The organism is Burkholderia cepacia, from assembly GCF_029962485.1.
Taxonomy (GTDB): Bacteria; Pseudomonadota; Gammaproteobacteria; order Burkholderiales; family Burkholderiaceae; genus Burkholderia.
Genome location: NZ_CP073638.1, coordinates 1,379,847 through 1,400,428, shown reverse-complemented (window position 1 = coordinate 1,400,428; position 20,582 = coordinate 1,379,847). Strand labels below are relative to the sequence as shown.

Annotated in this window: 17 protein-coding genes; 12 read left to right on the top strand and 5 right to left on the bottom strand. The window is 67.5% G+C overall.

Annotation, left to right across the window (positions count from 1 at the left end):
* Positions 1–14: 14 nt before the first annotated feature.
* Together KEC55_RS22585 and KEC55_RS22580 are read right to left on the bottom strand one after the other, a co-directional pair.
* Entirely contained in the window at positions 15–2,471 is a 2,457-nt protein-coding gene (locus tag KEC55_RS22585) for a mechanosensitive ion channel family protein (RefSeq protein WP_282510998.1), read from the bottom strand.
* A 327-nt stretch (positions 2,472–2,798) separates the two neighbouring features.
* Complete coding sequence (locus KEC55_RS22580; protein WP_282510996.1) at positions 2,799–3,755, bottom strand: LLM class oxidoreductase; 957 nt, start codon at positions 3,753–3,755, stop codon at positions 2,799–2,801.
* Between the two features lie 1,196 nt (positions 3,756–4,951).
* Here KEC55_RS22580 and KEC55_RS22575 point away from each other — a divergent pair.
* From KEC55_RS22575 to KEC55_RS22560, 4 genes are all read left to right on the top strand, one after another.
* Positions 4,952–5,848, top strand: coding sequence for an NAD-dependent protein deacetylase (locus tag KEC55_RS22575; RefSeq protein ID WP_282510994.1), 897 nt, complete (start codon positions 4,952–4,954; stop codon positions 5,846–5,848).
* Complete coding sequence (locus tag KEC55_RS22570; RefSeq protein ID WP_176045962.1) at positions 5,845–6,486, top strand: DUF938 domain-containing protein; 642 nt, start codon at positions 5,845–5,847, stop codon at positions 6,484–6,486. Before KEC55_RS22575 ends, KEC55_RS22570 begins: the two co-directional genes overlap by 4 nt.
* Positions 6,487–6,583: 97 nt before the next feature.
* Positions 6,584–7,996 (top strand): NADP-dependent phosphogluconate dehydrogenase, encoded by a 1,413-nt coding sequence (gene gndA, locus KEC55_RS22565; RefSeq protein WP_021160879.1) that lies wholly within the window; start codon positions 6,584–6,586, stop codon positions 7,994–7,996.
* Between the two features lie 200 nt (positions 7,997–8,196).
* A complete protein-coding gene (locus tag KEC55_RS22560; protein WP_011355774.1) occupies positions 8,197–8,541 on the top strand; it encodes a DUF4148 domain-containing protein in 345 nt (114 codons plus the stop codon).
* Positions 8,542–8,653: 112 nt separating this feature from the next.
* On the opposite strand, the gene KEC55_RS22555 is transcribed toward KEC55_RS22560, so the two are convergent.
* A complete protein-coding gene (locus tag KEC55_RS22555; RefSeq protein WP_282510989.1) occupies positions 8,654–8,974 on the bottom strand; it encodes a hypothetical protein in 321 nt (106 codons plus the stop codon).
* 435 nt (positions 8,975–9,409) lie between these two features.
* Between KEC55_RS22555 and KEC55_RS22550 the strand changes: the two genes are divergently transcribed.
* Complete coding sequence (locus tag KEC55_RS22550) at positions 9,410–10,141, top strand: peptidoglycan DD-metalloendopeptidase family protein (RefSeq protein WP_282510986.1); 732 nt, start codon at positions 9,410–9,412, stop codon at positions 10,139–10,141.
* A 48-nt stretch (positions 10,142–10,189) separates the two neighbouring features.
* Here KEC55_RS22550 and KEC55_RS22545 read toward each other — a convergent pair whose 3' ends face one another.
* Positions 10,190–10,828: a Pr6Pr family membrane protein gene (locus tag KEC55_RS22545; RefSeq protein WP_282510983.1), complete on the bottom strand. Its 639-nt coding sequence runs from the start codon at positions 10,826–10,828 to the stop codon at positions 10,190–10,192.
* A gap of 227 nt (positions 10,829–11,055) precedes the next feature.
* On the opposite strand from KEC55_RS22545, the gene KEC55_RS22540 reads away from it, so the two are divergent.
* From KEC55_RS22540 to KEC55_RS22520, 5 genes are all read left to right on the top strand, one after another.
* On the top strand, positions 11,056–11,592 hold the full coding sequence (locus KEC55_RS22540; protein ID WP_282510981.1) for a cytochrome b: 537 nt from the start codon (positions 11,056–11,058) through the stop codon (positions 11,590–11,592).
* A gap of 156 nt (positions 11,593–11,748) precedes the next feature.
* Complete coding sequence (locus tag KEC55_RS22535) at positions 11,749–12,117, top strand: DUF2946 domain-containing protein (protein ID WP_282510979.1); 369 nt, start codon at positions 11,749–11,751, stop codon at positions 12,115–12,117.
* An 83-nt stretch (positions 12,118–12,200) separates the two neighbouring features.
* Complete coding sequence (locus tag KEC55_RS22530) at positions 12,201–14,333, top strand: TonB-dependent copper receptor (protein ID WP_282510977.1); 2,133 nt, start codon at positions 12,201–12,203, stop codon at positions 14,331–14,333.
* Positions 14,334–14,552: 219 nt separating this feature from the next.
* The gene (locus tag KEC55_RS22525) at positions 14,553–15,647 is read left to right on the top strand and encodes a triacylglycerol lipase (protein ID WP_282510975.1); all 1,095 of its coding nucleotides are present in this window, start codon (positions 14,553–14,555) and stop codon (positions 15,645–15,647) included.
* Between the two features lie 3 nt (positions 15,648–15,650).
* The gene (locus KEC55_RS22520; RefSeq protein WP_282510973.1) at positions 15,651–16,685 is read left to right on the top strand and encodes a lipase secretion chaperone; all 1,035 of its coding nucleotides are present in this window, start codon (positions 15,651–15,653) and stop codon (positions 16,683–16,685) included.
* 37 nt (positions 16,686–16,722) lie between these two features.
* Here the strand turns inward: KEC55_RS22520 and KEC55_RS22515 are convergent, their stop codons facing one another.
* Entirely contained in the window at positions 16,723–18,243 is a 1,521-nt protein-coding gene (locus KEC55_RS22515; protein ID WP_282510971.1) for a PLP-dependent aminotransferase family protein, read from the bottom strand.
* Positions 18,244–18,351: 108 nt separating this feature from the next.
* On the opposite strand from KEC55_RS22515, the gene KEC55_RS22510 reads away from it, so the two are divergent.
* Both KEC55_RS22510 and KEC55_RS22505 read left to right on the top strand, forming a co-directional pair.
* Positions 18,352–19,449, top strand: a complete 1,098-nt coding sequence (locus KEC55_RS22510; protein WP_176045950.1) for an ABC transporter ATP-binding protein — start codon at positions 18,352–18,354, stop codon at positions 19,447–19,449.
* A gap of 76 nt (positions 19,450–19,525) precedes the next feature.
* On the top strand, positions 19,526–20,572 hold the full coding sequence (locus KEC55_RS22505; protein WP_282510965.1) for an ABC transporter substrate-binding protein: 1,047 nt from the start codon (positions 19,526–19,528) through the stop codon (positions 20,570–20,572).
* Positions 20,573–20,582 lie beyond the last annotated feature (10 nt).

Here is a 20,582-nt window from a genome sequence, read left to right as displayed (position 1 = left end):
GCTAACCCTTCAAGTCAGTTCGGCTTGCGCGCCGGCTCGTCGTTTGACGGCGGCCGGGGCGCCGTTTCGGCGGCATTGCCGTTGCCGTCATGGCTGCCGTTCTCGCCGTTGCCGACCGGCCGCGATCCATCCGCATACGCGACGACGCTACGCTGCGGATTGGCGATCCGGATGCCGCGTTCGCGGAACGTTTCCGCTATCCGCCGGTTGAATTCACGCTGCACGCTCCAGCGCGTCGAGTCCGTGCACTGCATCTGTCCGGCCAGCGCGAGCGCTGCGCCGTCGACCTGGTCGATACCCCAGTAGCTGAAGTCGGACAGGATGCCGTCATGGTATTTCGGATCGTCGCGCAATGCGGCGCCGATCTCCTTGAGCGTCGCGATCGCGCGATCGATGTCCTCGCCATAAGCGATGCTGACCTTGACGGCCGCATTGCCGAGCCCGCGATTCGTGTTGTTGACGGTCGTTACAGAGCTGAACGGGATCGTATACAGCGACCCGTCGCCCGCGCGCAGCCGCACGGTGCGGATCGACAGGTATTCGACCGTGCCCGACACGCCGGCGAGCGTGACCCAGTCGCCGACCTGCATGGCGTTTTCCATCAGCAGGAAGATTCCGGTGATGAAATCCTGCACGAGCTTCTGCGAGCCGAAACCGAGCGCGACGCCGAAGATGCTCGCGCCGGCCAGCAGCGGGCCGACGTTCACGCCGAGCTGGCTGAGACCCGTCAGCACGACGACGAGCGCGATCATCACGAACAGCAGCGAGCGCAGCATCGGCAGCAGCGTGCGCAACCGCGCCGCGCGCACCAGGTTGCCTTCGCGCGTCCAGCGCTGCAGGCGGCGCTCGATCGCGATGTTCGCGGCTTCCCATACGACGAGCGCGACGATCGCCGCGATCGCGATCGTCACCAGCGCCGATGCGAGCCGGTGGCCGATCGTGCCGGTCTCGAACGCGCGGAAGACCGGCACGCCCCAGATCTGCAGCAGCAGCACGAGCGTCACGATGCCGATCGCGCCCGATACGATCTGGCGCAGCAGCGGGTAGTAGCGGTACGCGTGCAGATGGACGAGCGTGCGGTCTTCGTCGCGGCCCTGGAACAGCCGCGCGAGCGCGCCGAACACGACGATCGACACCATCCGCATGCCGATCATCACGGCGATCGAGCGGCCGCCGAGCGTGATCAGCACGCGATAGCCGTTGTGGACGTCGAGCGCCCACACGAACCACAGCGCCATCACGACGAAGACCGACACGGGGGCCCAGGCATCCGCGAGCGCGTTGCCGATCACGGCGAAGCTCGGACGGTCCGCGCCGGCCGCGCGAATCCGCGCGGCGACCGGCTGGCGGCACTGCAGGATCAGCACCGAGATCATCACGTGCCCGACGAGCGCGACGGCTTTCAACAGCGCGACGTGACCGGCTTCGCTGAGGCCGAAGCTGGCGGCGATCTCGACCGCGGCCGTGCACGCGCCGACCACGATCACGATTCGTGCGATCGAGCGCTGCGCGAAATCGGCCCATGCGTCGCTGATATGCAGCAGCCGCAGCTGCCGAGCGTCGGGCTGGAAGAACAGCCGGCTGACGATCGTGACGAGCCGGCAGATCACGTAGATGTCGATCAGCGCTTCGAGCGCGGATTCGATCGGTGTACCCGCATCGCCGATCAGCGACATCGTCAGGCTCGCGACGCCGACGAACACGAGCAGCGGCACCACGCGCAGCGCGAGGCTGACGAGCGCACGCGGCATCCGGTGCAGCAGCGTGGTATGACGGCGCGCGTGGCCTTGACCCTGGGATGAGGCTGGCGCGGCTTCGGCAGCATCGGTGGCGTTGGGCGGCGCGGATGTGTCTGGCGGCGCGTCGTCGTCTGGGGTGACGGAATCGGGCACGGTGGGGCGCGATGTGCCGGCGCGCCGTGCGGCCACTGCGGCCAGCGCACGTCGCAACAGCCGCTTCGCGAACCATTCGACGACGAGCGCGGGTACGAGCACGGCGAGCATGACCCAGATCGTGTGGGCGAGATCGGCGCGCTCGTCGGCGCGTACCAGCCTGTCATGCCACCAGCTGCCGACCGACCCGACATCGAGCAGCGAGCGCAGCGATTCCTTCAGCGCGCCGCCGATTTCGGTGCTCCAGCGCGACCCCTGGCGGACGAGCATCGACGCGAGCCCGTTCGACGTGAGCGCGGTCGGGGCCGCGGCGGCCGATGCGCTGCTGGCCGCGGCCGCTTCGCTGGCGGCGACCGCGGGCGCACTCAATGCGCCGACGGCCGCGATCGCGCGCAGCGTCGTTTCGACCTGCGCGCGCTCGCGCGGATTTTCGAGCACATCGAGTGCCTGCTGGGCCTGTTGCGGCGTCAGCGCGGGCTTGGTGCCGGAGGCGGCCGATGCAGCGGCCGGAATGGGGGCGGCCGCATGGGCGGCCGACACGACGGCGGCAAGCAGCCAGCCGAGGAGGAAATGTCGCATGGAGTAGGCATGCGGGTGCGCATCGGCGCGCGGCCCGCCAGGCTGAACGATGGACGGAAGTTAACATGATCGCGATCGGAGCCGAATAGTTCCGTCGACGACTATTCGAATCGGGCATGCGTGAGGCGGCGCGGGCGTTTGCGTCGCGCTTGCGCAGGCAAATGTCTGACGCAGGCTCCGGCTGGTCCGACAGTCGGGAGGGCCCTGCTTGCTGGGTCGTAAGGTGCTTGTAACGTCCGTTTGCAGTGGGAGGCGAGCAGTGCGTTGCAACGTGAGCAATCGCCCGAACGTGTCCGATGCATCAGATAAATCTGGATTCCTGACGAATCACGGATGTTCGCCGTGAAAGACCGGCAGCACGTACTCGGCGATTTCCTCGATGACCTCGCGCACGGGCCGGTCGGATCCCGGGTTCAGCGTGACATGATGCGTGCCCGCCGCACGCATGTCCTGCAGGATGTCGACCAGGGCGCGGCGCCCGGTCGCGTAGCCGAGCGAGAGCGCGCTGGCCGGTGCGTCGGGGTCCGTGGCGAGGTCGAGTCGCATAGATACGCCGAACGCGCGGAGTTCCGGCGCCGAAAGCCGATCGACCGCCGCGCGCCACATGGAATGGCGTGCGCGCTGCGTGTCCGGATCACGGTGGTACGTCATCCAGCCGATCGAGTGCCGCGCGATCCAGTCGACGCTCTGTCCGCCCGAGCCGACCGCGAGCATCGGCACCGCGTCGCCGCGCGGCAGCAGCATGAACTCGGGCGCGTCGGCCGGTGCTTCGTCGGGCAGCACGCGGGATGGCACGCCCAATGCGGCTGCGACGACGTCCCAGTGCGCGCGGTAGCGGTCGCGACGCGTTTCCGCATCGACGCCGAACGCCGCATATTCGGGTGGCCGGTCGCCGGAGCCGAGTCCGAGGATGAAGCGCCCGCGTGAGAGCGTCGCGACCGACAGCGCGCCTTTCGCGATGTGCAGCGGATGACGCAGCGGCAGCACGATCGCGCCGCTGGCCAGCGCGATCCGGCGCGTGCGCGCCGCCAGGGCACCGAGCAGCACCCACGGGTCGAGATGGCCGACCGGGTCGGGGTAGTCGGCGCTGTTCAACGGTACGTCGCGAATCCACAGCGCGCGAAAGCCGAGCGTATCGGCCAGTTCGGCGAGTTCGAGCTGCTCGTTGAAGTCGGCGACGATATGGCCGCCGCGAAGCAGCGGCAGCGTGAGGCCGATCGACAGCTGTCCGTCCGAGAAGACGCGATGGGCGACGTCGGGGCGGGCAGGGGCAGGCGTGGTCATGTCGGATCCTTGGAGACGATGCAAAGCGGATGCGCGGTGTTCCGTGTCCGAATGCTAGCGTGTTTGCGCAAGGCGCGAGCCGCGCGGCATACGCCGTCCCCGGCGCTACGCGATCCGCAGCGTCACGCCGCGCGTTGCGCCGCGCAATTGTCGCTGTCGTGTGTCGGACATGCGTCGGAGGCGGGTTCCGGTCAGGAGGTGGCGAGCTGCGCGACGCCGGCAAATCCGGTCGCGGCGGGCTGTCACTGTCGGGCGATTGTAAGACGATTGTCCGTGGCGCGCAGACGCAACGCGTCGACTTCGCCGCAACGGGCCACTGCAGCCCGACGCCACGCATGGCCGGCCATCGTCGTGCCGGCGGGCGTTTCAGTTTCGAAACGTTCGCGCTTCCTGACGGTGCGCGATCCCTTCCGACGACCTTGCGGGCGCCCGCGCGGCCTTGCGGCGCGAAGCATGGTGCGCTCCTTGCATATCTGTACGGGCCGTGAGTGCGATCGCAGGGCGCAGTCGGCCCGACAATCGCTTCAGTGGGTCGGACGTATCGGAGACGGGGACAAGAGAATGAAAAGAGACCGAATCGCAACGTGGCGTGTTGCAAACATGAATCGCCGACCTGCCAGGGTATTCGCGTCGCCGTTGATTGCGGCGACGTGAGCGCGCGGCTTTCCGTTCCATCCGAGCAATCGGGTTCGTTCTGAACGACAACGTGCATGTTTGACGCACGAGGCCGACCGGCAACGGTCGGCCGTCGGGGATGAGCCCCGAATGCATGCGGATGGCTCCGGCCTGGATCCCGGATCGTCATGCCGTGGCGCAACGCGAGTCGTCGCGCAGTGGATGCGTTCGCGCGCCGCGCGCCGCGCGTTGCGGCGTGGCGGAGATGATCGGGATCGCACGGAAGCGCCGGCGGCGCAACGCAGCGCGCAGCATCGTGGAACACGCGTAGTCCAGGGGAAGCGTTCACCGGTGGCCGCATGGTGGACGTCGCAACTTTGTGCTGTCAGTTGATCCACTACCCCGATGGATCAATTGTTGAAGCGCCCATCGCCGAGTGGTGAATGGGCGTCTTTTTTTGTGCGCCGGTTTTGCGCGGGGGCCGCCGGCCGGATCGTGCGTCGTTCTGTATCATGTGTTGGCGCGCGGGCCGCTCGTGCGGTCGCACGGCCTGCCGGCGCGCCCGATCACGCGTTGCCAACATGAACGACAAAGCCTTGCACGACCCCTCAACCGCTGGCGTCGACCCGGCCGCGCTCGATGCGCTGCATGCGTTCGTCGAGCGTCATCCGCGCCTGCTCGTGCTGACCGGCGCGGGCATCAGTACCGATTCCGGCATTCCGGGCTATCGCGACCGCAACGGTCAGTGGATGCGCTCGCCGCCGATCCAGCTTCACGAATTCCTCGGCTCCGATGCCGCGCGGCGACGCTACTGGGCGCGCAGCATGATCGGCTGGCCCGTCGTCGGCCGCGCGCGGCCGAACGGGTCGCACGTCGCGTTGGCGCGGCTCGGCGGCGCGGGCCGGATCGAGCGCCTCGTCACGCAGAACGTCGACGGCCTGCACCAGCGGGCGGGCAGCGACGACGTGATCGAACTGCACGGCGGGATCAACGGCGTGACCTGCCTCGAATGCGGCGCGCACCATGCACGCGCGACGATCCAGGACGTGCTCGAAGCCGACAATCCCGAATTGCTGGGCGCGCAGGCCGAGCCGGCCGCGGACGGCGACGCGCACCTCGAATGGGCCGCGCTCGACACGTTCCGGATCCCGGCGTGCCCCGCATGCGGTGGCCTGCTGAAGCCGGCAGTCGTGTTCTTCGGCGAGAACGTGCCGCGCGAACGCGTGGCGCTGGCGTCGCAGGCGCTCGACGCGGCCGATGCGCTGCTCGTCGTCGGTTCGTCGCTGATGGTGTATTCCGGCTACCGCTTCTGCGTGTGGGCGCAGGCGCAGCAGAAGCCGGTCGCCGCGCTCAATCTCGGCCATACGCGCGCCGATCCGATACTGACGCTGAAGGTCGAGGCGCGTTGCGCACCGGCGCTCGACGCACTGACGACCCGTCTGGGTCTTGGCGGCAACACCATGGAGCATGCATCGTGACCGGCGCTACATCTTCACCCGATCCTTCCGCGCGGCTGCTGGCGCCCGCGGCCGAACGCAACCGCGGGCCGATCCTCGACGTGTTGCGCCGTGTGCTGCCGGCGAGCGGCAGCGTGCTCGAGATCGCGAGCGGCACCGGACAGCATGTCGTTCATTTCGCGCAGGCACTGCCGGGCCTGCGCTGGCAGCCGAGCGATCCCGACGAACAGGCGCGGCACTCGGTCGCCGCGTGGATCGCGCATGCGGGCCTCGCGAACGTCGCCGGGCCGCTGGCGTTCGACGTGCGCGATGCATCGTGGCCGGTCGCGGCACTCGATGCGATCGTCTGCATCAACATGATTCATATCTCGCCGTGGGCCTGCACGGAAGCGCTGTTCGCGGGCGCGGCGCGGCTGCTGCGGCCGGGCGGCGTGCTGTTCCTGTACGGCCCGTACCGTCGCGAAGGCCGGCACACGGCGCCGTCGAACGAGGCATTCGACCTGCAGCTGCGCAGCCGCGACCCGTCGTGGGGCGTGCGCGATCTCGAGACCGTCGTCGCGCTCGGCCTCGATCGCGGGCTCGACTGCATTGAGGTCGTCGAGATGCCGGCGAACAACCTGAGCGTCGTGTTCCGGCTGCTGCCGCACGCGGAGCAATGACACGCAAGCGCGCATCGACGCCGGGTTTCCACTATCCTTTCGCCTGTGCGCGCGGCCCGGGTCGGGTCGCGCCCCGTTTTTTCCGGAGAATTGACTAATGGGCAAACAAGCAATCGGTGTGATCGGGCTCGCGGTGATGGGCCGCAATCTCGCACTCAATATCGAGAGCCGCGGTTACGCGGTGTCGGTGTACAACCGCAGCCGCGAGAAAACCGACGAACTGATCGCCGAATTCCCCGGCCGCAACCTGGTGCCGACCTATACGCTCGAGGAGTTCGTCGCGTCGCTCGAAACGCCGCGCCGGATCCTGATGATGGTGAAGGCCGGCGAAGCGACCGATGCGACGATCGCATCGCTCAAGCCGCTGCTCGAGAAGGGCGACGTGCTGATCGACGGCGGCAATACGCACTTCACCGACACGATCCGCCGCAACCAGGAACTCGCGCAATCGGGCCTGCACTTCATCGGCACCGGCGTGTCGGGCGGCGAAGAGGGCGCACTGCGTGGCCCGTCGATCATGCCCGGCGGTCAGCGCGACGCGTACGACCTCGTCGAGCCGATCCTCAAGCAGATCGCCGCGAAGGCGCCGTCGGACGGCGAGCCGTGCGTCGCGTACATGGGACCGGACGGTGCGGGCCACTACGTGAAGATGGTCCACAACGGCATCGAATACGGCGACATGCAACTGATCGCCGAAAGCTACTCGGTGCTGAAGGACGTCGCGGGTCTGACCAACGACGAGCTCGGCGCGGTGTACACCGAATGGAACCAGGGCGAACTCGACAGCTACCTGATCGAGATCACGTCGAAGATCTTCGGCAAGAAGGACGAAGAGACCGGCAAGCACCTCGTCGACGTGATCCTCGATCGCGCCGCGCAGAAGGGCACCGGCAAGTGGACGAGCCAGAACGCGCTGGATCTCGGCGTGCCGCTGCCGCTCATCACCGAATCGGTGTTCGCGCGCGTGCTGTCGTCGCTGAAGACCGAGCGCGTCGCGGCCAGCAAGATCCTGTCGGGCCCGGCCGCCGCGCCGTTCGACGGCGATCGCGCCGCGTTCGTCGAAGCCGTGCGCCGCGCGCTGTACCTGAGCAAGGTGATCTCGTACGCACAAGGCTTCGCGCAACTGCGCACGGCATCGGAAGAGTACGGCTGGAACCTCGATCTCGGGACGATCGCGAAGATCTTCCGCGCGGGCTGCATCATCCGCGCGCGCTTCCTGCAGAAGATCACGGACGCTTATGCGAAGGATCCGGCGCTCGCGAACCTGTTGCTCGATCCGTACTTCAAGGACATCGCCGCGAACTATCAGGCGTCGCTGCGCGATGTCGTGGTCGCCGCGGTGAAGGCCGGCGTGCCGGTACCGGCGTTCGCGTCGGCGGTCGCGTACTTCGACAGCTACCGTTCCGAGCGGCTGCCGGCGAACCTGGTGCAGGCGCAGCGCGACTTCTTCGGCGCGCACACGTTCGAGCGCACCGACAAGCCGGGCAGCTTCCACGCGAACTGGTCGTAACCGGCCCGCGGGGGCAGCATTGTTGCGAAAATCTATTCTCTGAATAGGGTTTTTCTATCCCGGATGCCGACATTGTTGGCTCCGGGGAAACAGTGTTTTCGTTCTTTCATGGTTTTCCCTAGGTGCTGCCGGGACTAAACTCTGTTCCATCGCTGCAGACATGGTGTGTGCGGCGGAGCAAAAAAATCCCGGAGGTAATCATGAAATCGCTGATCGCAACGTTCGCTGCAGCTGCCGTCCTCGCCGTTCCCGCCGTCTCGTTCGCCCAACAGAACGCGCCCGTCACCCGTGCACAGGTGAAGGCCGAACTCGTCGCCGTCCAGCAGGCCGGCTACAAGCTGGGCAGCGACCGCACGAACTACCCGGAAGGCATCCAGGCTGCTGAAGCCCGTCTGAACCCGCAACAAAACGTCGCCGCTGCCGACACGACCGGCTACGGCGCACAACCGGCCGCCGCGCAAGAATCCGGCGCACCGGCCAAGGCCAAGACCGGCTGGCAAGTCAAGCGTATCGCTGACGACGCCCCGATCTACAAGGGTCGTTAATGGTGCGGCCGCTTCGGCGGCCGGATCCGACCCCATGCAGTACAAACAGCCCGTCGTTCCGTTATGCGGAACGACGGGCTGTTTTCATTGGCGGCGCGTGATGCGCCGGCGCTCAATGCAGCGGGCGGCGGCCGCGCCCGATATCGCGGAACAGCGCTTCGGCCGGTTCCAGCACCTGCAGCCACGTTTCGTCGTAGCCGCTCAGCGTGTCGAGTGCGTCGCGCAGTCGTTCGATCGCGAGGACCGGCAGCTCGACGCTGTGGCGCGTGGCGCCCGTCATGTGCGCGACGCTCGCCAGCTGGACGAGCGCGTCGGCCGCTTCAGCGACATCGGTCGCGAACAGCAGGTGCCGGTTGAGCAATTCGACCAGGCTGCTGGAGCCGGCGAAATCGTCGGCGTCGAGCTGCACGGAAAGAAACGTCGCGTTGTTCATTGTCATGCTCCTCGTTGTCATTGGATCGCGCGCTGCATCCCCGAGTATAGGCGGCGATCGAAGAGGGGAATGTGACGGGGACGAGATGGCCGGCGCGCGCGGCGGCGCGGGTGGAAAACCCGCGCCAGGCCCGCCGGACGGCCCGCGCGGCGCGGCTCGCAGGCCGTCGCCACACCCGCACGGCGGTGCAAGATTGTTGCCGGAACAGGCAGCTGACGCAGTCCCGACCGCGACAAATGGTATCTTTGCCGGTCGGGACGACACTGAAAAGTGCGAAAAAGGGGCCGGTGAGCCCATTCGCATCGACGTTCCGCTGTGGAAACTGACGGCCGCGAGAGCGGTCGGATACTGGTTGGTCCGGCCGTCCGGCCGGACATCGTGCGGCGCGCACCGGGGGGCGGTGGGCGGCGCCACGACGCAAATCCGGGAGGACCCTTGAGAGAAACTATTCCCATCCACGATGCGCTGACGCGCTGGTTGCCGCAGGCGGCGCTCATCGCCGCAGCCGTCGCGCTGTCGGGATGTACGCTGACACCGTGGACTGACAGTTGGCAACCGGCGCGCCAGCCGACCTCGATGTCGGCTGCGACGCCGGGCGTGATCGCCGGCTATTACCGCGTGAACCCGGGCGATACGCTCGCGGGCATCGCGAGTGCCTACGGGCAACGCGTGCAGGACGTGGCCAGCTGGAACCACATGGCGCCGACCGATGCCGTGTCGCCTGGCCAGGTGCTGCGCGTGGCGCCGCCGTCCGCCGCGCCGTCGCCCGGGCAGCCGTCCGCCGCAGCCGCGCCGGGCTCGCTCGCGTGGCCGGCTACGGGTGTCGTCGCGACGCCGTTCGCGACTGGCAAGACGCGCGGCGTCGTGATCGCCGCATCCGGGCCCGACCATTCGGTGCGGGCCGCGGCGAACGGGCGCGTGGTCTACGCCGGGTCCGGCGTCAAGGCGTACGGTCCGCTCGTGATCCTGAAGCACGACAACGGCCTCATCACGGCCTACGGGCACAACGGCAAGCTGCTCGTCAACGAAGGCGACGCGGTGCGCCAGGGCCAGCCGGTCGCCGAAATGGGCACCGACGCGAACGGCCGCTCGACGTTCGAGTTCGAAGTCCGTCAGAACGGCAAGGTCGTCGATCCGATGAACTTCCTGCCGCGCAACGGCGGCTGACGGCCCGCAGTATTCCGTGTGCGCCGGGCGGCGCACACGCTCCTGCCTTCATCCCCCCTTGAGTGTCGCGGTACCGGACTGTCTCGCGTGATTGCCGAGCCAGCGGATGCCCAATGCGAGCGCCGCCGCGCCAAGCGCGATCAGTGAGCACTGGATCGCGACCGGCAGGTAGCCGTGCGGCCGCGGATCGACGAACGGGTAGGGATACCAGTTCTCCAGCGCACCGCGCACGAGCGTATAGCCGAGATAGACGACCGGAAAAGCGAGCCAGGCGAACGCGCTGCTGCGCGCGATCGGCCGGCACGGCTCCACGTACAGCCAGTCGCACAGCATCACGAGCGGCACGATCCGGTGCAGCACCCAGTTGTTGAACGCCGGCGTGACATGGCGCAGCGCATCGAGCCGCGCCAGCAGGAGTTCGTAGACGATCGCGGTGATCAGCACGTACAGCACGGCCGCGCCGCGCATCGATTCGTAGCGGGCCGACCCGGGGCGCGCGATGCGCCAGAGCCCCGCGGCCAGCATCGCGGCCGCGTAGAGGCTGCTCAGTTGCGTGAAGTAGCTGAGATAGTTGCCGAGATGGAAGTTCGGCAGGCGCCAGTAGTCGGCGACGCTGTGCAGCGTGGTGGATACCGCGAGCAACGCGGCGGTCAGCCGATAGGCCGCAACGAAGAACGCTTTGCTCATGATGCCCGCGCGCCGTCGCACCAAAGCTTCATCGTGCCACAGCCGTTTGCGCGCGCGATGCGGACTTTCCATATGAGGGACGCGCGCGGTGCGCGTCGACGATTCGTCAGATATTTGACCGTGTCGCGTAAAACCGGACGCCCGTGCGGCTACAATCCTGAAAGCCAAGCCGGGCGCAGAGCCGGTTGCCGCCCGCGCGCCACCCCGCATACCACACGAGACGAAGCATGAGAAACATCCTCGCGAAACAGACGCGCTACAGTTCGCCCGCGATCTTCTTCCACTGGGCCATCTTCGTGCTGGTGGCGCTGGCCTATCTCGCCATCGAGATTCGCGGCCCGAAGGGCAGCGACAGCCGCGTGTTCTGGATGAACGTGCACCTCACCGCAGGCACGTTCGTGCTGGTGCTGTCGGTGCTGCGCGTGCTGTGGCGCATCGTCAGCCGCGTGCCGGAAGCCATTCCGCAGGCGGCGCTGCTGCGCTGGCTGTCGAGGCTCGCGCATGTCGCGCTCTACGTGTTCATCATCGCGCAGCCGCTGCTCGGCATCATGATGATCAACCTGGGCGGCAAGCCGGTGTCGCTCGACTGGCTCGGCGTGTCGTTCACGCTGTTCGGCCCCGACAAGGCGCTGCGGCCGACGATCAAGGAAGCGCACGAGCTGATCGGCAACGCGTTCTACTTCGTGATCGGCCTGCATGCGCTGGCCGCGCTGTACCACCACTTCATCCGGCGCGACGACGTGCTGCGGCGCATGGCGCCCTGATCGCCACGTGCTTGGCATGCCTCACGGGCGGGGGCGCATGGTTGTGCTGACAACCATGCGCCCCCGGTCCGTTTACCGGCATGGGTGACTGTTCATCGCGTTGAACATTCGGTAACATCTCGGCTGTTTTTACATTCCGCTTACTCGTCGCCACGCATGCTGCACCGACATCGTCACCTGACCGCCTGGCTTGGCGTGCTCGCGATCTGGATCGCGATCGCGGCGCCGCTGGTGTCGCAGTGGCGCATCGCGCAAGCGGCCACGCCGGACGCCATCGTCTGCAGTACGGAACATGGCGTGCATCGGTCGGCCGATGCGGGCCGCATGCACGATCACGCGCTGCATCTCGACGCGTGCGGCTACTGCGGCTTCTTCGCCCATAGCCCCGCGATCGGTGCGCCTGCTGCTGCGTCGTTCGCTTCCATCCCCGCCGTTTCCGCGTCCACCGCCGCGCCGCCTGCCGTCGCGGTGCACGCCGGCCGCTATCCGCGCGCGTATCCACGCGCACCGCCCGAGCGCGCCTGACGCGCTGTTATCCGTTCTTATTACCGCCGATATCCGTGCGGCCCGTCGCGGCCGCGTGGAGGGCGTCACTCGGGCTTTCGATCATGACCAATTTCCAGTTGCGTGCGCCGCGGGCGTCATGCAATGCCAGTGCGCGGCGCGTGCCGCGAATGTTGAAACTTACCGTTCCCGCGCTCGCTGCCGGCGCGCTGGCAGCGAGTGCTGCGGCGGCCGAAACGGCGCGTGCGGACGTCGCGCCGGTGAACGAGTCGGCCGCGCTGCTGCCGCCCGTCGAGGTCGTCGCGGCGCCGCTGTCGACGCCGCTCGTCGTCGTCACGAATCCGAAGGCGCCGCGCCAGCCGCTGCCCGCCAGCGACGGTGCGGATTACCTGAAGACGATCCCCGGCTTCACGTCGATCCGCAGCGGCGGCACGAACGGCGACCCCGTGCTGCGCGGGATGTTCGGTTCGCGGTTGAACATCCTGGCGAACGGAATGCCGACGCTCGGCGCATGCCCGAACCGGATGGATGCGCCGACGTCGTACATCGCACCGGAAAGCTATGACAAGGTCACCGTCGTGAAGGGGCCGCAGTCCGTGCTGTACGGTCCCGGCGCGTCGGCCGGCACCGTGCTGTTCGAGCGCGTGACGCCGCGCTTCGAGCGTCCGGGCATGCGTTTCGACGGCAGCCTGGTCGGTGGATCGTTTGGCCGCAACGACCAGAACATCGACCTGACGGCGGGCACGCCCGACGTCTACGGCCGCGTGACCGCGAACCACGCGCATTCGCAGGACTACAAGGACGGCAACGGCAACACCGTGCCGTCGCAGTGGGACAAGTGGAACGCCGATGCGGCGCTCGGCTGGACCCCCGACGACCACACGCGCGTCGAGCTGACCGCCGGCACCGGCGACGGTTATGCGCGCTACGCGGGCCGCGGGATGGACGGTGCGCATTTCCGCCGCGAGACGCTCGGGCTGTCGTTCGACAAGCGGCACCTCGGCGACGTGCTCGACCGGATCGAGGCGCGCGTGTACTACAACGAGGCCGATCACGTGATGGACAACTACACGTTGCGGCAGCCCGACCCGACCAGCAGCATGCCGATGCGGATGGCGGCCGACGTGCGGCGCCGCACGGTCGGTGCGCGCGCGGCGGCGACGTTCCGTTTCGGCGACGACTTCAAGCTCGTGACGGGTATCGACGCGCAATCGAACCGGCTCGATTCGCGCTCGTCGATGGGGCAGCAGAACTACCGCGACCAACCGTGGGATGCGCAGGCGACGATGTGGAACGCGGGCGTGTTCGGCGAACTGACGTGGTATGCGAGCGACGTGTCGCGCGTGATCGGCGGCGCGCGCGTCGACTATGCGAGCGCTCGCGACAAGCGCGCGATGAAGAGCGGGATGATGATGAGCAAGCCGAACCCGACCTTCGACGACGATCGCTCGCGCGTGTTGCCGAGCGGCTTCGTGCGCTACGAGCGCGATCTCGCGTCGCTGCCCGTCACGTGGTACGCGGGGATCGGCCACGCGGAACGCTATCCCGACTACTGGGAACTGTTCTCCGCGACGCGCGGGCCGGCCGGTTCGGTCAACGCATTCTCGGCGGTGCAGCCGGAGAAGACCACGCAGATCGACATCGGCGCGCAGTACAAGAGCGACCGGTTCGATGCGTGGGTGTCGGCATATGCCGGCTATGTGCAGGACTTCATCCTGTTCAACTACGCGGCCGGCATGATGGGCCCGACCACGCAGGCGACCAACGTCAACGCGCAGATCATGGGCGGCGAAGCGGGCGTGTCGTGGCGGCCGGTTGCGCCGCTGCGCGTCGAGACGTCGCTCGCGTATGCATGGGGGCGCAACGTGGCAAGCGGCGATCCGCTGCCGCAGATGCCGCCGCTCGAGGCACGCATCGGGCTCGAATACACGCGAGGCGCATGGTCGGCCGGCGGCCTGTGGCGGATCGTTGCGCCGCAGCATCGCTATGCACTGAACGAGGGCAACGTGGTCGGCAAGGACTTCGGTCCGAGCGCCGGATTCGGCGTGCTGTCGCTGCATACGCAATACAACGTCAGCAAGACCGTGCAGATCTCGGTCGGCGTCGACAACGTGCTGAACAAGGCCTACACCGAGCACCTGAACCTCGCCGGCAACGCGGGCTTCGGCTATCCGGCGAACGCGCCGGTGATGGAGCCGGGCCGGACCGCATGGGTGCGCGTGAGCGCGAAGCTGTAGCGCGCGGCGCGTGTGCATTGCAGCATGCACGCGTGTGAATGCAGCCCCGCCCGAACGGGCGGGGTACGTCAACCGATTAGAGAACCGTGTCTAGTCAGGGCGCAAACGTTCGCGACTCGTGATTCACTCCCGCATTCGACGCACACGGTGCGCGCGATGCAGCGTGCGCGTCGATCCGGTGTCATTCGCACCGGCAGCACAATAATCAGGAGAACATGCATGGCCAGATCGATGCGTTCCAGGGTAATGGCAGGGGCAGTGGCATGTGCGATGAGCGTCGCACCGTTCGCGGGGACGACCGCGCTGATGACGCTCGCGACGACACACGCGGCGATGGCGGCGACCGCGCCCGCCGACAACTACGCGGCGACGCGTTATCCGATCATCCTCGTGCACGGGCTCACCGGCACCGACAAGTACGCCGGCGTGCTCGAGTACTGGTACGGCATCCAGGAGGATCTGCAGCAGCATGGCGCGACCGTCTACGTCGCGAACCTGTCGGGCTTCCAGAGCGACGATGGCCCGAACGGGCGCGGCGAACAGCTGCTCGCCTACGTGAAGACGGTACTCGCCGCGACGGGCGCGACCAAGGTCAATCTCGTCGGCCACAGCCAGGGCGGGCTGACGTCGCGCTATGTCGCGGCCGTCGCGCCCGATCTCGTCGCGTCGGTGACGACGATCGGCACGCCGCATCGCGGCTCCGAGTTCGCGGATTTCGTGCAGAGCGTGCTCGCGTACGATCCGACCGGGCTGTCGTCGACGGTGATCGCGGCGTTCGTCAATGTGTTCGGAATCCTGACGAGCAGCAGCCACAACACGAACCAGGATGCGCTTGCATCGCTGAAGACGCTGACGACCGCGCAGGCGGCGACCTACAACCAGAACTATCCGAGCGCGGGCCTTGGTGCACCGGGCAGCTGCCAGACTGGCGCACCGACGGAAACGGTCGGCGGCAACACGCATCTGCTGTACTCGTGGGCCGGCACGGCGATCCAGCCGACGCTTTCGCTGTTCGGCGTGACGGGTGCGAAGGACACGAGCACCATTCCGCTCGTCGATCCCGCAAACGCGCTCGACCCGTCGACGCTCGCGCTGTTCGGCACCGGCACGGTGATGATCAACCGTGGCTCGGGTCAGAACGACGGGCTCGTGTCGAAGTGCAGCGCGCTGTACGGCAAGGTGCTGAGCACGAGCTACAAGTGGAACCACATCGACGAGATCAACCAACTGCTCGGCGTGCGCGGCGCGTATGCGGAAGATCCGGTCGCGGTGATCCGCACGCATGCGAACCGGCTGCAGCTCGCGGGCGTGTAATCGATGACGGCACGTGAAGGGCGCGCGCCGCTGGCGCGGCGCGCAGCAGTCTATGGTGTCGTGGGGCTGGCGGCGGTTGCCGGCGTCGCGATGTGGAGCGGGGCGGGGTGGCATCGCGGGTCGGGCGCCGCCGGTGACGCACCGGACGCGGCAGCGGCGGGCGGTGTGACGGCCGCAGCACCGCAGGCCGCCGTGCCGGCGAGCGCGGGCTTGCCGCCGTCGCTGGCCGGTTCCAGCGCGCCGCGGCTGCCGCTCGATGCCGGCGGCCATCTCGCGAAGTCGCGCGCGGTACGCGATTTCTTCGACTATTGCCTGACCGCGCAGAGCGACCTGAGCGCGGCCGCGCTCGATGCGTTCGTCGTGCGCGAGATTGCCGCGCAGCTCGATGGTACGGCCGCGCAGGCCGAGGCGCTCGACGTGTGGCACCGGTATCGCGCGTATCTCGACGCGCTCGCGAAACTGCGCGATGCCGGCGCGGTCGACAAGTCCGATCTGGGCGCGTTGCAGCTCGCACTCGATCAGCGCGCGTCGATCGCGTACCGCACGCTCGGCGACTGGAGCCAGCCGTTCTTCGGTGCGGAGCAGTGGCGGCAGCGCTACGACCTCGCACGGCTGAAGATCACTCAGGATCGCTCATTGACCGATGCGCAGAAGGCCGAGCGGCTCGCGGCGCTGGCGCAGCAGATGCCGGCTGACGAGCGGGCGGCGCAGCAGCGCATCGACCAGCAGCGTGCCGCGATCGACCAGATCGCGCAATTGCAGAAGAGCGGGGCGACGCCCGATGCGATGCGCGCGCAGCTGACGCAGACGCTCGGCCCCGACGCCGCCGCGCGCGTCGCGCAGATGCAGCAGGACGATGCGTCGTGGCAACGCCGCTATGCGGACTACGCGGCGCAGCGTGCGCAGATCGAATCGGCCGGCCTGTCTCAGCAGGACCGCGACGCGCAGATCGCCGGGTTGCGGCAGCGTGTGTTCACGAAGCCGGGCGAAGCCGTGCGCGCGGCATCGCTCGATCGCGCGGCCGGCGGCACGCAATGACGCGGGCGTCGCCGCGTGTGGCCGGTCTCGCGAGGCCTCATGCGGCGCGCGTGATGTCGCGCGGCAGATGCTGCTCGATGGTATCGGCGAGCGTGTCGAACGCGGGCCCGATGCCTTCGTGCGCGACGCACGCATAGCCGAGCAGCAGGCCCTGTCGCGCGGTGTCGAGGCTGCTGTAGTAGCTGGTCAGCGGGCGGACAATCACGCCCGCATCGAACGCGCTCTGCGTGACCGCGCGATCGTCGCACGCGTCAGGCAGGCCGAGCACCAGATGCAGGCCGGCCTCGTCGCCCATCACCGGGAGCGCATCGCCGAAGCGCGCGCGGATCGCGTCGATCATCAGTTGCCGGCGCTCGCCGTACAGCGTGCGCATTCGTCTGACATGTGAAGTGAGGTGGCCGTCCATGATGAATTCGGCGAGCACGGCCTGCTGCATCAGCTGGCCTTCACGGTACAGCTCCGACAATCCGGTGCGGAACGTATCGACCAGATGCTCGGGCACGACCATATAGCCCATCCGCAGCCCCGGGAACAGCATCTTGCCGAGGCTGCCGACGTAGATCACGCGGCCGCCGTCGTCGAGCCCCTGCAGCGACGCGAGCGGCCGGCTGCCGTAGCGGAATTCGCTGTCGTAGTCGTCTTCGATGATCCAGCAGCGGTGCTGGCGCGCGTATTCGAGCAGCATCCGGCGCCGCGCGAGACTCATCACCATGCCGAGCGGGTACTGATGCGATGGCGTGACGAGCACGAGCCGCGGCGGATGCTGCATGTCGCTCGCACGCGGGTCGAGCCCTTCCTGGTCGACCGGCACCGGGGCGAGCGTGAGACCGGCCGCCTGCAGGACGCTGCGCACGCCCCAGTAGCACGGCTCCTCGACCCACGCGCGATCGCCGATATCGGACAGCAGCCGCACCGCGAGATCGATCGACTGGTGGATGCCCGTCGTGATGATCACCTGGTCCGGCGAGCATTTGACCGAGCGCGCGACGCGCAGGTAATCGGCAAGCGCGCGCCGCAACGGCCGGTAGCCGCCGCCCGGCGCGTAGGTCAGCAGTTCGGGATTGGCTTCCTTCCACAGCCGCGCCTGCAGGCGGCTCCACGTGCGGCTCGGAAATTCCGACACGTCCGGCACGCCCGGCATGAAAGCACCCCACTGGCGTCGCGATACACCCGCGTGCTCGATCAGTTGCCGGCCGCGCGTCGACAGGCTGCCCTGCGCATCCGGCGGCGGTTCGTCGGCGGCTGACGGCGCCGGCGCGTTGCCCGGTGCGTGGATCGCCGCGGCGTCCGGCCGCGTATCGGCCACGTAGGTGCCGCTGCCGGTCGTCGTCAGCACGTAGCCCTCGGCCGTCAACTGGTCGTACACATGCAGCACGGTATTGCGCGCGATCGACAGGTCGCCCGCGAGCGTGCGCGAGCTCGGCAGTTTCGTCCCTGGCCCCAATTCCCCGGTCAGGATGGCTTGCTGCATCAGCTGCAGCAACTGCCGGTACATCGGCTCCGGCGAGCTGCGGTCGAGACGGGCGGAGAGCCAGTCGGCGACGATCACGGTATCCAAAGTGGTCCTACTTGGAATATTGAAATGGTTCCCTAGTATAGAACCGTGCGCGCCGTATAGTGGCTCGCATCTCAAAATCAATTGTCGCGAAGCAAGGGGACAGCCACGATGAAGTCCGATGATGTGATCGTCAGCTTTCGCGGCGTGCGGAAGACCTACGACGGCGAAACGCTGGTCGTCAAATCGCTCGACCTCGATATCCACCGTGGGGAATTCCTGACGCTGCTCGGGCCGTCGGGTTCGGGCAAGACCACCTGCCTGATGATGCTTGCCGGCTTCGAATTCCCGACCGGCGGCGAGATCCGCCTGGACGGCGAGCTGCTGAACAACGTGCCGCCGCACAAGCGCAACATCGGCATGGTGTTTCAGAACTACGCGCTGTTCCCGCACCTGACGGTCGAGCAGAACGTCGCGTATCCGCTGACCGTGCGCAAGCTGCCGGCCGGCGAGCGCGCGGAACGCGTCGCGCATGCGCTGAAGATGGTGCAGATGGAGCGCTTCGCGAAACGCTATCCGGCGCAGTTGTCGGGCGGCCAGCAGCAGCGCATTGCGCTGGCGCGCGCACTCGTGTTCGAGCCGAAGCTGGTGCTGATGGACGAGCCGCTCGGCGCGCTCGACAAGCAGTTGCGCGAACACATGCAGTACGAACTCAAGGCGCTGCACGAGAAGCTCGGCGTGACCTTCGTGTACGTGACGCACGACCAGGGCGAGGCGCTGACGATGTCCGACCGCGTCGCGGTGTTCGACAAGGGCATCGTGCAGCAGCTCGACACCGTGGACCGCCTGTACGAATCGCCGTGCAACGAATTCGTTGCCAACTTCATCGGCGACAGCAACCGGCTGCGCGGCACCATCGCGCGTGTCGACGGCGAATTCTGCGAGTTCCGGCTCGACGACGGCACGAAGCTCGTCGGCCGCCACATTGGCGAAGCCGCCGAAGGCGCATCGGCGGTCGCGTGCATCCGCCCCGAACGCATGAGCCTCGCTGCCAACGGCCACGCGAACGGCGCCGCCGCGAACCGCCTGAGCGGCGAAGCGCGCAGCCTCATCTATTTCGGCGATCACGTGCGCATGCGCTGCGCGCTGCCCGGCCAGGACGAATGCTTCGTGAAGGTGCCGCTCGGCACCGGCGCGCTCGACGCGTTCTCGCCCGGCGCGCCGGTCTCGCTTGCATTCGCACCCGAACACCTGCGCGTGTTCGCGTGACCCCGGTTTCACCGCTTTTCCGCAGCACGTCGTCAACAACAAAGCCCACTTCCACCACGAGAGGAGAGGAACCATCATGAAACGAGCAAGCTTTACTGCGCGCCGCACGGCACTCGCGCTGGCACTGATCGCGTTCGGTGCATCGGCATCGGCTGCGGAACTCACGGTCGTCAACTTCGGCGGCGCGAACGGCGACGCACAGAAGGCCGCGTTCAACCAGCCGTTCGAAAAGGCAACCGGCAACAAGGTCACGGCCGTCGAGTACAACGGCGAGCAGGCGAAGGTGAAGGCGATGGTCGAGGCGAAGCACGTCAACTGGGACGTGGTCGAAGTCGAATCGGGCGACCTGAACCGCGGCTGCGACGAAGGGCTGTACGAGAAGCTCGACTGGTCGAAGATCGCGAAGAAGTCCGACCTGATTCCGGAATCGCCGCAGGTGTGCGGCGTCGGCTTCTTCGTGTGGTCGACGGCGCTGTCGTACAACGCGGACAAGCTGAAGTCGGCGCCGACCGGCTGGGCCGATTTCTGGAACGTGAAGAAATTCCCCGGCAAGCGAGGGATGCGCAAGGGCGCGCGCTATAACCTCGAATTCGCGCTGATGGCCGACGGCGTCGCGACGAAGGACGTCTACAAGGTGCTTGGCACGAAGGCCGGCCAGGACCGCGCGTTCAAGAAGCTCGACGAGTTGAAGCCGTACATCCAGTGGTGGGAAGCAGGCGCGCAGCCGCCGCAGTTCCTCGTCGCCGGCGACGTCGTGATGTCGACCGCGTATAACGGCCGCATCGATGCCGCGCAGAAGGAAGGCAAGAACCTGAAGGTCGTGTGGAACGGCAGCATCTACGACCTCGACTACTGGGCGATTCCGAAGGGTTCGCCGAACAAGGCGCTGGCCGAGCAGTACATCGCGTATTCGCTGACGCCGAAGCCGCAGCAGGCGTATGCGCAGCACATCGCGTACGGCCCTGCGAACATCGCGGCAATCAAGTCGCTCGACGCGAAGACGCTCTCGAACCTGCCGAACTCGCCGGCCAACGGCAAGAACGCGGTGCTGGAAGACATCGGCTTCTGGACCGACCACAGCGACGAGCTCGAGCAGCGCTTCACCGCATGGGCGACGAAGTAACCGGTCAGGT

Coding starts and splice junctions, on each gene's coding strand:
- KEC55_RS22585 (WP_282510998.1), bottom strand. CDS start 2,471: ATGCGACATTTCCTCCTCGGCTGGCTGCTTGCCGCCGTCGTGTCGGCC.
- KEC55_RS22580 (WP_282510996.1), bottom strand. CDS start 3,755: ATGACCACGCCTGCCCCTGCCCGCCCCGACGTCGCCCATCGCGTCTTC.
- KEC55_RS22575 (WP_282510994.1), top strand. CDS start 4,952: ATGAACGACAAAGCCTTGCACGACCCCTCAACCGCTGGCGTCGACCCG.
- gndA (WP_021160879.1), top strand. CDS start 6,584: ATGGGCAAACAAGCAATCGGTGTGATCGGGCTCGCGGTGATGGGCCGC.
- KEC55_RS22560 (WP_011355774.1), top strand. CDS start 8,197: ATGAAATCGCTGATCGCAACGTTCGCTGCAGCTGCCGTCCTCGCCGTT.
- KEC55_RS22555 (WP_282510989.1), bottom strand. CDS start 8,974: ATGAACAACGCGACGTTTCTTTCCGTGCAGCTCGACGCCGACGATTTC.
- KEC55_RS22545 (WP_282510983.1), bottom strand. CDS start 10,828: ATGAGCAAAGCGTTCTTCGTTGCGGCCTATCGGCTGACCGCCGCGTTG.
- KEC55_RS22540 (WP_282510981.1), top strand. CDS start 11,056: ATGAGAAACATCCTCGCGAAACAGACGCGCTACAGTTCGCCCGCGATC.
- KEC55_RS22535 (WP_282510979.1), top strand. CDS start 11,749: ATGCTGCACCGACATCGTCACCTGACCGCCTGGCTTGGCGTGCTCGCG.
- KEC55_RS22530 (WP_282510977.1), top strand. CDS start 12,201: ATGACCAATTTCCAGTTGCGTGCGCCGCGGGCGTCATGCAATGCCAGT.
- KEC55_RS22525 (WP_282510975.1), top strand. CDS start 14,553: ATGGCCAGATCGATGCGTTCCAGGGTAATGGCAGGGGCAGTGGCATGT.
- KEC55_RS22520 (WP_282510973.1), top strand. CDS start 15,651: ATGACGGCACGTGAAGGGCGCGCGCCGCTGGCGCGGCGCGCAGCAGTC.
- KEC55_RS22510 (WP_176045950.1), top strand. CDS start 18,352: ATGAAGTCCGATGATGTGATCGTCAGCTTTCGCGGCGTGCGGAAGACC.
- KEC55_RS22505 (WP_282510965.1), top strand. CDS start 19,526: ATGAAACGAGCAAGCTTTACTGCGCGCCGCACGGCACTCGCGCTGGCA.